This is a genomic window from Pseudomonadota bacterium, from assembly GCA_039193195.1.
Classification (GTDB): Bacteria; Pseudomonadota; Gammaproteobacteria; order Steroidobacterales; family JBCBZW01; genus JBCBZW01.
On sequence record JBCCWS010000021.1, the window covers coordinates 63,596 to 76,538 of the forward strand.

Here is a 12,943-nt window from a genome sequence, read left to right on the forward strand (position 1 = left end):
GCTTGCCCGTCACGGGTATCTTGAGGTGGAATGACTATGCAGCTAGCGGTGAGGCTTAGGGTGTTGACGATGGTCTGCGCGATGGCCTATGGCAGCGCCATCGCCCAGGACATACCCGAGGAGACCTTTGAGGCGCCAACCACGCTCGAGGAACTCACCGAGCGTATCGCCAAGACCGTACAGGAAAGCGAGAGCGCCGTAGGGCTGGTCGCCGCCCTGGTGAATGCGGACGGCCTGCTGTGGGCCGAGGGCTTTGGCTACGCCGACAAGGCGTCGCTAACGCCCGCCACGCCAGATACGCCGTTTCGCGCCGGCTCCATCTCCAAGAGCATCACGGGCCTGATCTCAGCTCGCCTCGCTGAGGATGGCCTGCTCGATCTCAACGCGACGCTGCGGGAGCTCGCGCCGGAGATCGAGTTCACCAATCGCTGGGAGGACGACAATCCGGTCAGGCTGGTCCACCTGCTCGAGCACACGACCGGCTGGGATGACATCCACATCAGCGAGTATCGCGACTTCGGCCCCAATCCCTCGACCGAGCAGGGCCTGCGCTTCAATCCCCGCTCGCGCACCTCCCGCTGGCGCCCCGGGCGCTACGGGTCCTACGCCAACTCGGGCCCCGCCTCCATGGGCTTCGTGCTGGAGAAGGTGACCGGGCGCAGCTTCGAGGAGTTGGCGCAGACGCTGGTACTAGGTCCCATCGGCGCCGAAACGGCCACCTTCGATCAGTCGACTGAGACGGCGGAATCGACCGCGACCAGCTACCGGCCAGATGGCAGCGCCAGCCCCTACACGCGCATCTGGGCCAGCGCGTCGGGCTCCCTGAGTCTGTCGGTGCGCGATCTCGGTCAGCTGGCACGTCTGCTCATTCGACGCGGCGAGGTGGACGGTGAGCAGATCATCTCGGCCGCCGCCATCGAGCGAATCGAGACGCCCACCACATCCCTGGCCGGCGAGCAGCGCCTGGCTCACGGCTACGGCCTCGGCAACTACGCGAACTTCTTCGACGAAGTCGAGTACCGCGGCCACGACGGCGGTATCGACGGCTTCATCAGCACCTACGCCTACCGCAAGGACGCCGGGGTGGGCCTTGCCATGATGATCAACTCGCCCGACGGCGTGACCTTCCGCGCAGTACGCAAGCTGCTGGCGAGCTACCTCAACAAGCAGTATCCGCCCGCGGATGCGGCGCCGTCGCCGGCGGATGCGGATAACCTAGAGCGCTTCGTTGGGTTCTATCGCCCCTTCACGCCGCGCAATGAGTTCGCCCGGCTGATCAGTGATCTCACGGGCGTCGTGCGCATCGAAGCCGCGGGGGACACGCTCGAGATGACACCGCTGCTAGGCGGCGAGCGCAAGCGCTACCTTCCCATCGGCGACGGCCTGTTTGTCGGCGAGGGGCGCGCCAAGCCCGAACTGCTCTTCTACGACGGTCCATCGGGAGCGCTCGAAGCCTTCGCGGGCTTCAACAACACCTTGCGAGAGGTATCTGCCCTAGACGTACTCGCCCGCTTGGCTTTCCTTGCCACCGTGGTCATCGCGGTCATCGCGGCGCTGCTGTTCGCGGCCATCTGGGTCATCGCCTATCCCCTTGGCGCGTTGCGCGAGAGCAACCGCTGGCGTGTATGGCTCTGGCCGTTCCTGAGCGTGCTAGCCCTGGGCGGTGCCGTCGCCGGCTTGATGCTCGGCGCGAGCGCCGATCCTATCGCTGCGCTCGGCGGACCGTCGATCTACTCGCTTGCCCTGCAGTACGGCGGCTGGGTCACGATGTTGTGCGCCGTGCTTGGCATGGTAGCCGCCCTGACCAATCGCAGCAGTTCGGATTGGTCCCGACTTCACGCTGGCTTCACCTCGATGCTGCTGTTCGCATTCACCGGCTATCTTTGGTCGTATGGCTGGATCGGGATCACGATCTGGGGATACTCCCCTAACGTCGTGGGTAGCTGAGCATGGCGCAAGGTCGCTCGATCGCCTCGCACCCGCTTTTGCCCCTACAGCTCGGCCGGTGTGATCTGCTCTATGGCGCTACGGGTTGCAGCCAGTAGAGGGTCCTGGGCACGGGCGGGCACATCCAAAGACACTAAGGCTGACCTTAGCAAGGGCAGCGCTTGATCCCGGCGCTCCAAGGCGATCAGACAGCGCCCCAGCAAGCTGCGCGCTTCGGCGAGCTCGCGGCTATCAGCCCCCAGGTGCTGTACGCCAAGGGCAACGGCCTGCCCTAAGGTACGCTCAGCTGCCGCGAGGTCCGCACCGGCGAGCGACATGGCACCGTGAGCGATGAGAACGGAAATGTAGATCGGATGGCTGGGTGACAGGCTCTGGTCGGCGATCTCGCGCGCCTCGGAGAGCATCCGCTCAGCTTCCTCGACATGGCCAAACGAAAGTTCCAATCGTCCGAGGCTCTTTAGAGACTGGGCGATGCGTGGATGCGCTGCCTCCAGGACGCGGCGGCGAATGGCTAGTGCTTCGCGATGCGCCGGCAAGGCCTCGTCGCGGCGATCCGTCTCCACCAGGATGTTGGCTAGATTGTGCAGGTTTGTCGCCACCCGCTCGTTATCTGCACCGAAGAGGCGTCGGTTGTGCGCCAGCGCTTCGCGCATCAGCGGCTCGGCGGTGACGTAGTCGGCGGTGACGTAGTAGAACATGCTCAAGTTGTTCAGCCGAAGCACGGTGGTGGGATGTTCTGGCCCGAGGATGCGGCGGTCAATATCGTAGGAAGCTCTTAGCAGGGGCTCCGCCTCCTCGTAGTCCCCACGCTGACCCAGCATTACCCCTAGGTTACCCTGAGTCAGCGCCACGCTCTCATGGCGCTCACCGAGCTCGTCCAGCTTAATCTCCAAGGCCCGTCGATAGAGAGGCTCCGCCTCGTCGAAGTGGCCCTGCCACTTCAGATGCTGGGCCAGGTCGTGGAGCGCCCCAGCCGCACTCAAGCTGCGCTCGCCATCGAGCCGCTGATACATGGCGAGGGAACGGCGGTGAAGGGGGTCCGCCGCTTCGTACTTCGAGGCCTCCGACAGGGCGATGGCCAAATCGCCAAGTGCCTTGGCGTAGGCTGGGCGATCACGCGTCGAGTGGGCTTCGAAGCGCGCAAGCGCCTGCCGTCCCAGTGCTTCTGACCGCTCATGCTCGCCGCGCTCGAAATACACGCGACCCAGGTGCTGCAGGCCCTGCGCTCGCAGCTCGCGCGGATCGCCATCGAGCTCGTCCATCACCTCCAGGGACCGCTGCAGGAGGCGCTGCGCATCGTCCAGGCGGCCGAGGCTCTCGTACAGGGTGCCCACCACCTGCAGCAGTTCCGCCTGCAAGTCAGGCTCGCCGGCCAACTGCGCGGCGACCCGCTCCGCCCCGGTGTCCAGAATCTCCGCGGCCGTCAGCTCCGTGCCGGCCTGCGCGCCTGGACGATTCACTTCGAAGATGTCGATCAACAACCGCTTGACCCGCTCGGCGCGAACCGCTTCTGCGGAGGCGATCTGCGCCTGCCAGACGGCGCCCATCAAGCCGCCTAAGAGAGAGATAAACGCCAGTGCAGCGGCGCCCACGGCCACTCTGTTTCGGGCGACGAATCTGCGCGTTCGGTAGGCCAAGGAGTCCGGGCGCGCGAGCACGGGGTATCCCTTGCGGAAGCGCACCAGGTCATCTGCGAGCGCCTGCGCGGAGGCGTAGCGACGCGCTGGCTCCTTGTGCACGGCCTTCAGGCAAATGCGGTCTAAGTCGCCCTTCAGGCGCCTGACCAGGCGCTGGCGAAGCGCCGGAGTCGTCTCCTGCGCCGCGCCGGTATCCGTCCGTCGAGCGAGCACCGATGGTCGCTCAGCAGGGGTCTCGACGATCGCGCGTAGCAGCGTCGGGCCGGACTGGTGCTGAGGAGGATAGGGCAGAGCGCCTACCAGCAACTCGTAAAGGATCAACCCGAGGGCGTATACATCCGTGGCGGTGGTGACCGGTTGGCCAAGCACTTGCTCAGGCGCTGCGAACAGGGGTGTCATGACCCGCACCCCCGAGTGCGTCAGCTGCTGATCGCCATCATCAGCTCCACACAATTTCGCGATGCCGAAGTCGAGAAGCTTCGGTTCGCCGTCGGCGGTGACGAGTACGTTGGATGGCTTCAGGTCGCGGTGCACGATGAGCTTGCGATGGGCGTGCTCCACCGCGTCGCACAACTTGCACTGCAGGTGCAGGCGCGTCGCGGTATCGAGGCCCTGCTCGTCGCAGTACTCAATCAGCGGCTTGCCCTCCACGTACTCCATCGCGAACCATGGCAGGCCATCGTCGGTAACACCGCCGTCCAGGAATCTGGCGATGTTGGGATGTTCTAGCTGTGCGAGGAGGCGTCGCTCACGCAGGAAGCGCGCGAGAATCTCATCCGTGTCCATGCCGCGCTTGATGAGCTTGATCGCGACCTGCTGTTGGAACTCCCCGTCCGTGCGTTCGGCCAGCCACACGGTGCCCATGCCGCCCCGGCCGATCGTCTCGAGCACGCGAAAGGGCCCGACTGCATCGCCGCGTACCAACCCGTCCGCCAGCAGGGACTCGGCCGCCTCGCCGAAGCCCTCTAGGAACGTGCCACCCTTGTCGTGGGCTTCGAGTAGGGACAGGACTTCTTGCGCAAGCCCATCGTTCTCACCACAACGCTGCGCGATGAACTCGCGCCGCCGGTGCTCCGGTTGCTCGAGAGCGTCGAAGAATACGTCCTGAACGCGCTGCCAGTTGCGCTGTGCCGTATCGTTTGGGTTACTCATGATCCGTTCCGATCAGAGGTCGGCTTTAGTCTAGTGCACGTAGGCCGGTAAGAGCACGAAGGGCGCTTAGCTCGCGTTCTGCGCAAGATCGGCCGAAGACCACTTCGAGGGAGTTCGCAAGCTCACGATGAAGAACGCTACGAACCCTAGCAGCCAAAGGTAGGGCGCCGTGGGTACTCGCAGCGTCGCCCCGAACGCCACCAGTAGCACGCACACAGCGGCGATGTACGCCCAGTCTTGCGCGGTTACAAACAAATGGGTCAGACACCGAGCGTTCTGAACGATCTGCTTGCGAAGGACGAGCACCGTGCCCACTGACGCCACCAGGAGATAGGGCTCGAGCGCCTCGGCGAGCGGGATGTTGACCAAGGCGTGGGCAACCATCGGGGGTATCAGCGAACCGGTTCGATACACCGCGTACCCCCACACCACCGAGCCGTACACCAGCGTGAGCAGGCTGCCCAAGGAGAGTAGGTCGGCTCGGTGATACTGGGTGTGAGCGACCGCGAAGAGAACGCCCATCACCACCAGGGCGCCCCCCGCAGAGAAGGACTCGCGCAGGCGACCGAGGAGATAGCCACGCGCCATGAACTCCTCCACCAATGGCACCACGAGGAAACTCGACACGGCCATGAAGAGCCAAAAGTCCCCATCCCACGGCACCTCCTCCATGAGGCGCCAGAAGGGGAGCCCCGGCCCGAGGGAGAAGGCCCGATCTGCCATGCTTAGCAACAGCGTCGGGGGGTGGGTAACCGCGAACAGCACGAGACCGTACTGAATCAGTCCTAGCGGGCTGCTTGTCCCGAGGGTCACGCCGTAGCTCGCGAGGCTTCGCCGCCGCCGAATCCCACCGACGAGCACCACCACCAGTAAAGCCAAACCGTAGCGCAGGGCGTGCCAACTTGCCTCCGCCTTTGCGGCCCCGCGGAAATCCACCTCGCCCTGCGCTGGGAATAGGTAAGCATCGGCATCTGTCAATCCCAACAGGGAAAACAGCAGGCGCGCCAGCAGCGTGAGTGCGAGCAGCACGAAGACGACCTCGCCAACGGCGGCGAGGCAACGAACGAGTCCCACCCTAGGGCCATCTGAGGCTGTGGGCATCATCGCGATCCACGGCGTCTGGGGCTCTTGCATGGCTAAGATCCGGTGGCTGCACCCCAGTCTCTGATGCGGCAACTCAAGGTTTGGTTAGCCATGTCTGCCCACCAGCCCTGTTGCGCCGCCGCCCTCGACGATCGACGAATACGCCGGCAGCCCCACCGAGGAAGGGTCAGAACTCGCGCAAGCCGGCGGATTGTACGAGCCACTCATCTTCGGACGGTTCGACGAGCTCCAAGTCGTAGGCGGCTGCTAGCTCGAGCAGTACCGACTCAGCCCGATCGATCGGATAGACAGCCGATACCCCGGCAAGGTCCTCAGCAATCGCGCCAACGCTCAGCTTACGATCGGTGTAGTGACTCAGCGCATGCAGCACCACGGTGAGAGATCGCTCATCGAACACGAGCTTGCCCTTCTGCCAGGCCGCGATGCTCGCAACGTCTACCCGTGCGATCTTATGCGCCTTGCCTGCTAGGAGGAAGGTCTGCTGCGCTGCGCCGACGCGCTGCGGCGCTCGCTCGCGCGCGCCGGTAACTCGAATCGAGCCATGACGGACCTGGAACACGGCATCCCGAGGGCTGTGCGAATGGACGGCGAACTCCCCCGGCTCGGGGTGTACGAGCGCTTCCCCCGCATGCACCACCACAGCCAAGCGTTGGGTCTTCGGGATCGAGAACAGCGCATCGCCCAACCGAACATCGACATGGACAACATCGTCAAGCTGACCGATCAGGACTTCGGAGTTCCAGTTCAGCCAGAGTGTCGCGCCCCCTGGCAGCGCTACTTCACGCTGCTCTCGGTGGGCCGTGGTCATGCGCTCGACTGCAACGTTGCCATACGTCAGGTACCGTTCGTACAAATCCACTGTTAGACCAGCGCGCGAATCGACATCGCTGAGAAGGGGGATGAGCACCAGGCCAGCGACAAGGCACATGCCGACAGCGACCCGTACCGGATAATCCCTCACGCTGGCGAGCGCGGCTTCGGTGGCGAGCCTGGCACGGCCGAGCGTGCCGAGCGGCTCGTCGGGCACACGGCCGAGCAGCTTCCATGTCGCTTCGGCTTCACGAAGCGCCGCCGCGTGATTCGGTGATTGGCATCGCCAGTCATACAGCTGTTGCAAGCGTTGCGTTGGCGCAAGCCCTTGCGTAGCAATCAGCACTTGCAAAGCGGCCTCTACCAAAGCTTCCGGCGGCGCCGCATCGCGGTGGGCATCACCAGGTTCCGTCATGGTCGGCTGCCTTTCCTTCCCTTGCGTTCACCTCCACGGCGCACACGACCCGCGTCTCCCGTGAGACCCCGCTCCTTAAGTCGGCGGCGGCAGTGGATGGATGCCTTGGCCAGATGCTTTTCGACGGTCGACAGACTGACGCCGTAGCGCTGCGCGATGGCACGCTGCGCTTCACCGTTGACCCTGAAGGCGATAAACACACGTTGCGTGAGCAGAGGTAGCTCCCCGAGCGCCTCTTGAACCGACGCTAGTGCCTCCTCTGCAAGTGCTTCCCGCTCAGGGTCCCGCCAATCGGCCTGCTCCTCGAGCGCATTGGCCGTCGACTCGTAGTGGGCACGCCTGTCTGCCCCACGCGCGTGGGAGTGTGCCGCGTGCGCTGCTGCTCGAAAAACGTAGGCTTGAGGGTTGTCGACACGCTCCGCGCTCGCCCGTCCCAGGAGACGCTCGGACAGGGCCTGAAGCACGTCTTCCGCGGCCTCATCGCACCCCAAGCGCTGATGCAGGAATCGCTTGAGCGTGGGCCGGCACTCCTCTAACACCAGTAGCAAGGATTTGGACTGGCCTTCCATCGAGTGTCCCATTGCGCGAGGGTGATCTGCGCTCAGCGCGGAGGCCCAAGGAAAGCCCCGCCGACCCAGCACTCTACAGGCGGCGGCACGGAGGCGCACGGAACGATCGGATGACTGCCGATCGGATCATCACCATCATACGGCGATCATCACCATGGCACGGCCCATGCAGACCAGCGTCAGCGCGAGCAATCGGGTGATCTATCGGGCGCGTTGCGCGATCTGCCCGCTAGATGGCTAAAGGCGGTAAACCGCTCCGCGAACGCTACTGTGCGCGGCAATGTATGCTCCAACGACCACTTGCTGTTGGTGAGGCTCACTCGCTGCTCCTGGTATCGGAAGGCGCCGTTTCTGGCCTCACGATTGTCTATCAACTCCTCCAAGGGCGCGGCACTGCCCAGAAAGAAGATGCGCTCTCCCTTCAGCCTGCACGCGAGCCTCCGCTTGCTGAGGGTTCCTGGCAGCGCGACGAAGTGCTCTAGCTCGGCGTTCCACTGGCCGCCACAAAGCGCGATATCCCCGTGGATGAACTCGTGTTCGCGTTTCGGGAGTTTCGCACTCAATGCATTCGATCGGCCAGTGCAGTCGAACACCAAACGCACTCCAGTCGCTCCTCACCCGCCATCAGCTCCAAAGAATTCGCCTTAGGCAACACCGACACCAATCGCTCCCCAACGCAGCGGATACGCGCCCTCGTGTCTTGCCAACGCTCCACCGATAGCGCAACGGGCGCCTCCCCATCCCAGAAGAACTCGATCACGCCTCCCGAGGGCCAAGCCCGTTCGCTAGGACGACACTGCGAGCCCTTTCGGTCTGGTGCGCACTCACCACGTCATAAGCACCATCCACTGCATCGATATCCTTATCCTAAAGGTGGCGCAGATCGTTGCCGTCCTTTCGACGCCCAATACGCTCAGGTGCGGGTGAGCCCGCTTGAGGGTGTGCAGAAAGCTCGCCGTATGCACGCCAGCCCCTATCACGACGACGTCGTAGCACCGCTGCAAACGGGGGCGCTTTCGCTTGAGGTAACTCGCACCGGCCGCCACGTAGCGCCGGCGCTTGTCGCCCTCATAGGTGCACTCCCGAACCTGATCGGCGAGGGAGTCAGTTATGCGCTTTTGGGGTGCGCTGCCCTCCTCGATTACGCGCGCTGCGACCTCGCGCGCGCTACCAAATACCGTCTCGCCAGAACCGAACCGTTGAATGGGCGCCGGGGCGGTGGAGGGGGGCAGGCGACTGCGCTCGACGCTAAACACTCGATCGTACGCAACCCGTAGCTTTACATCCCCTGCCCGTCATTAGGTTGCGTTACCCATGCGAAGCTCGGGAAACGGATTCGAAAGTGCCGTCCAGGCCGAGCTCTCAGCAGCGGCGAGGCGCTCGTCGAGCAGGCATGCGTCCAGGCCAGCCCGCATCGCCTCCTCGTCCATCTTCTGACCGATAAAAACGAGCAGCTGAGACCGATCGCCGAAGCGAGGATGCCAGGTCGGCTGCTGGTCAGGTCGTTGACCGTCGGGTTGGTTCCAGTGCTCACGTGGCACCGCGGCCCACCACATTCCAGCAGCGTTCACGTTGTTGACACCACCCGCTTGCGCCCACTCGTAGGCAACTCGATGGTCGGCCGCTACCCAAAAGAACCCCTTTGAGCGAAGCACGCCCAGCCAGTTGCTCTCGTCCGCTAGGAAAGTAGCGAGCTTCTCGGCGTCGAAAGGCTTTGATTTTCGATAGGTGAAGCTGGAGATGCCGTACTCCTCGGTCTCTGGCACATGCTCACCCTGCAGCTCGCGAATCCATCCCGCCGAGCTTGCTGCCTTGTCGTAGTCGAACAGGCCCGTGTCGAGCACGCTTTCTAGAGGCACTCGGCCTTGCGTCGCCGGCAGGACCTTCGCGCCAGGGTTCAGCGCCTTGATGATGGCCTGCACCTCGAGGGCCTGATCGTCGGTCACCAGGTCGAGCTTGTTCAACACGATGACATCGGCAAACTCGATCTGATCGATGAGCAGGTCCGTAACCGTGCGCTCATCCTCCTCACCGAGAGACTCGCCCCGATCCTTCAGAGCATCGGCAGCGTTGTAGTCTCTCAGGAAGCTCGCCGCATCTACGACCGTGACCATCGTGTCGAGGCGTGAGACATGGCTTAGGCTTACCCCGTCCTCGTCCTCGAAGGTGAAGGTCTGTGCCACGGGGATGGGCTCGGAGATTCCCGTAGACTCGATGAGTAGGTAGTCGAAGCGCCCCTCCTTGGCAAGGCGCGAGACCTCGACGAGCAGGTCATCGCGCAGGGTGCAGCAGATGCACCCGTTCGACATCTCAACCAGCTTCTCATCTGTCCGCGAGAGCTCAGCACCGCCGCGTTCGACGAGCGCGGCATCGATGTTGACCTCGCTCATGTCATTCACGATAACCGCGACGCGACGCCCTTCGCGGTTGTTTAGCACCTGGTTGAGCACCGTGGTCTTGCCGGCGCCAAGAAACCCCGACAGCACGGTAACGGGAAGGCGAGCGTCGTTGGAGCTGGGTTGCTGGTTCAAGGGATCAAGTCCTCACCTGTGGCCTACGAAGATCAGGTGCCGCGGGCGGTCAGGATTGGGCGAATTCAGACCGCATCAGCTTGCGCAGATGCCGAGGAAAGCCCGTTCAGCCAGAACCACGTGGGATCGGGTGCGCGCCCCGTCCTTGACGACGGGACCAACGCCCGTACAGTAATCCGAGCGCCCGCAGCGCTCTGTGCGAAGGTTGTTGGGCGTATCAAGCTGCCCGTTAACCTCCCGGCGCAGCTGAAGAGATTCGCCCGCCGCGGTGACCGGCCTTCGCAGCTGCGCCTGAGCCGTGGATACACCGCGCGGTATGTAATGTTATAACGTAACGTTTTGGACCTAGCAAGAACCTCCGCCATGCCAATGTTTGATCACGAGACTGTGCGTGCGCTTGTCGGCAACCTCGCGAACGGCGAGCACACGCTCGACTTGCGAGGTGTCCCCCTATTGACCGCGCGCGCGGCCATCACCCAGATGCTGGAACAGCGACAGCCAGAAGCGTTAACGAGCGTGGTGATCCGCATCGATCCGGCAACCGCTACCAGCGGTGAGACGCTCTTCCTCCCGGTCGGCCAGCAACTACTGCAAGCGAGGAGGCAGGGACTGATCACCCGATTCCATCCACTTCCTGAGGCTGACGGCGGCGGGTTCTACGCCGAGCTACCGGGTCGCGCTCAGCACGAGGGGGCGCAGCCGTAGGGGTTCCCTCAACGAACGCAGAAGTAAACCTACGTTCGCGATAGAGGTGACGAGCCCCGAACCGGGGTGTTCCACGCAGCTCATCTGCGCCTAGATGCCGGCGGTCAGCCGAAACTGACACGGAAGTCGAGGCGCCCGCGCTCCGCCGGCGCCCTCTCGGCAGTGGTCCGTTCGCCAACATGGTTCCATCACTTCTTCTTAGGGCGGAAGACGGAGATCACCTCGGCATCGGCGTCTAAGCGGGCAGCCCCGGTGAGGTCTAGGCAATAGGGGATCGCCGGGAACACCGCATCGAGGCACTGGCGGATGGCACTCGGCTTGCCAGGCAAGTTCACGATCAGCGCCTTACCTCGAATACCAGCCGTCTGCCGCGACAGGATTGCCGTGGGCACATACTGGAGGCTCACCTGGCGCATGAGTTCGCCAAAGCCCGGCATCGGCTTCTCGACGACAGCATCGGTGGCCTCGGGCGTGACATCGCGAAGTGCGGGGCCCGTTCCCCCCGTGGTGACGACAAGGTCGCAGCCTTCATCGTCAATGAGTGCCCTAAGTGTCTGCTCGATCACTGCCTGCTCGTCCGGGATCACGCGCGCCACGGCCTCCCAGGGACTGGTTAGGTACTCCTCGAAGGTCGCATGGATCGCGGGACCGCCGAGATCCTCGTACTCGCCGCGGCTGGCGCGGTCGGACACGGTGACGACGCCGATTCGTGCCTTGGTCGCCTGCTGCTCGCTCATCGTGAACGCTCCGGTAGGATCGCGCGCTCCTGCAGCGCATGACCGAGGTACGGCATGAAGCGCACCGGGTCGCCAGCGCGCAGAGTGGCGCCGACAGGAAACTCGACGAGACCGTCGGCAGCCGCCGCGGCGATCAGGTCTCCGCTCCCGTTCCACCGCATTGGCCTGACCCCTCGGTCTTCGATGCGTGCGGGCAGAAACAGGTGCCGTTTGCCACGATGCACCCAATCCTCGCTCATGGGCAGTTCGAGCGAGGTGGGGCGCCAGCCGCCGAGCAGGCTACCGATCGCCGGCAGTAGGAACAGATGCGCCGTGGCGAGAACGCTCACAGGGTTTCCGGGCAGGCCCACGAAGAGCGAGCCGTCCGTGCGTTGGGCAACCAGCACGGGCTTACCCGGTTGCACCTGAACGCGGTGGAAGACGGTCTCGAAGCCGAGTGCACTCAAGGTCTGCGGGACAAGATCGTGGGTCCCCATACTCACCCCACCGGTGGTGACCACCACGTCGGTGGCCTCGGCCGCGCTGCGGAGCGCCGCCTCTAGCGCATCGCTGTCGTCGCGCGCGTGGCGGCGCTCGACGCTCGCTCCGATCGCGGCCATGATCCCGTCGAGCAGCGGGCCATTGCTGTCGCGGATGCCGGCGGCGCCCGCGCCGCCGACCTCGTCGCCGGTGGTCACCACGCCGATTCGTGGGCGTTGGAACACCTCGACGGCATTGGCCCCAGCCATTGCGGCGACGCTCAGATGCGCGGGCGCGAGTCGCGTGCCACGGGCAACCAGTACGTCTCCCTGACGCGCGTCCTCGCCGCGCCAGGCGATGTGCTTACGCGGCGGCGGTGGCTCGCTCAGCTCGACCTTTGCATCGCCTTCGGTAAAACCCTCAGCGCTCTCGATCGGTACGACCGTCGTGTCCGCGGGCGCAGGCGCACCCGTCATAATACGCACCCCGCTGCCGGGCGTGAGTTCGCTGTCGAACATCTGCCCGGCGAGCAAGGTCCCGACGATGCGGTAGGTCGATCCACCGTCGGGCACCACGGCGAAGCCGTCCATGGTGGCTCGGTCAAAACCGGGCTGATCTTGGTCGATGGCGACATCCGCGCTGAGCACACGCCCTAGGGCATCCGCCAGCGGGATCTTCTGCGTGCGCAAGGCGCGCGTGCCCGCGTCGAGCGCCGCGAGGCGCTCCTGAGATTCGGCGAAGGTAAGCATGGGCGCATGCTGCGCGACCATTGCTAAGTGCGTCAATGCCTGAAGCGGCTCTGCTCAACGCACCTCACCACCAGGCCGCTCGAACACCATCTGCTTCCTCTCTCCCGATCTTCGAGGTCCGCAGGTAC

10 protein-coding genes are annotated in these 12,943 nt (G+C 64.3%); 2 read left to right on the top strand and 8 right to left on the bottom strand.

Features of this window, described 5'->3' with window-relative positions:
- The first annotated feature begins 30 nt into the window (after positions 1-30).
- Positions 31-1,947, top strand: coding sequence for a serine hydrolase (locus AAGA68_16435; protein MEM9386648.1), 1,917 nt, complete (start codon positions 31-33; stop codon positions 1,945-1,947).
- A gap of 44 nt (positions 1,948-1,991) precedes the next feature.
- Here the strand turns inward: AAGA68_16435 and AAGA68_16440 are convergent, their stop codons facing one another.
- The 6 genes from AAGA68_16440 to zigA form a co-directional block, all read right to left on the bottom strand.
- Positions 1,992-4,736 carry a serine/threonine-protein kinase gene (locus AAGA68_16440; protein ID MEM9386649.1) on the bottom strand — a complete coding sequence of 915 codons (2,745 nt, stop codon included), beginning with the start codon at positions 4,734-4,736 and terminating at the stop codon, positions 1,992-1,994.
- Positions 4,737-4,802: 66 nt separating this feature from the next.
- Positions 4,803-5,870, bottom strand: coding sequence for a CPBP family intramembrane glutamic endopeptidase (locus AAGA68_16445; protein ID MEM9386650.1), 1,068 nt, complete (start codon positions 5,868-5,870; stop codon positions 4,803-4,805).
- A 136-nt stretch (positions 5,871-6,006) separates the two neighbouring features.
- Positions 6,007-7,065, bottom strand: a complete 1,059-nt coding sequence (locus AAGA68_16450) for a FecR domain-containing protein (protein MEM9386651.1) — start codon at positions 7,063-7,065, stop codon at positions 6,007-6,009.
- Positions 7,062-7,634: a sigma-70 family RNA polymerase sigma factor gene (locus AAGA68_16455; GenBank protein MEM9386652.1), complete on the bottom strand. Its 573-nt coding sequence runs from the start codon at positions 7,632-7,634 to the stop codon at positions 7,062-7,064. The genes AAGA68_16450 and AAGA68_16455 overlap by 4 nt, the downstream gene beginning before the upstream one ends.
- Before the next feature lie 824 nt (positions 7,635-8,458).
- A complete protein-coding gene (locus tag AAGA68_16460; GenBank protein MEM9386653.1) occupies positions 8,459-8,890 on the bottom strand; it encodes a hypothetical protein in 432 nt (143 codons plus the stop codon).
- 42 nt (positions 8,891-8,932) lie between these two features.
- Positions 8,933-10,165, bottom strand: a complete 1,233-nt coding sequence (gene zigA, locus AAGA68_16465) for a zinc metallochaperone GTPase ZigA (GenBank protein MEM9386654.1) — start codon at positions 10,163-10,165, stop codon at positions 8,933-8,935.
- 363 nt (positions 10,166-10,528) lie between these two features.
- Between zigA and AAGA68_16470 the strand changes: the two genes are divergently transcribed.
- Positions 10,529-10,870 (top strand): hypothetical protein, encoded by a 342-nt coding sequence (locus AAGA68_16470; GenBank protein ID MEM9386655.1) that lies wholly within the window; start codon positions 10,529-10,531, stop codon positions 10,868-10,870.
- 188 nt (positions 10,871-11,058) lie between these two features.
- Here AAGA68_16470 and mog read toward each other — a convergent pair whose 3' ends face one another.
- Together mog and AAGA68_16480 are read right to left on the bottom strand one after the other, a co-directional pair.
- Positions 11,059-11,607, bottom strand: coding sequence for a molybdopterin adenylyltransferase (mog, locus tag AAGA68_16475; GenBank protein ID MEM9386656.1), 549 nt, complete (start codon positions 11,605-11,607; stop codon positions 11,059-11,061).
- Complete coding sequence (locus tag AAGA68_16480) at positions 11,604-12,815, bottom strand: molybdopterin molybdotransferase MoeA (protein ID MEM9386657.1); 1,212 nt, start codon at positions 12,813-12,815, stop codon at positions 11,604-11,606. The genes mog and AAGA68_16480 overlap by 4 nt, the downstream gene beginning before the upstream one ends.
- Between the last annotated feature and the right edge of the window lie 128 nt (positions 12,816-12,943).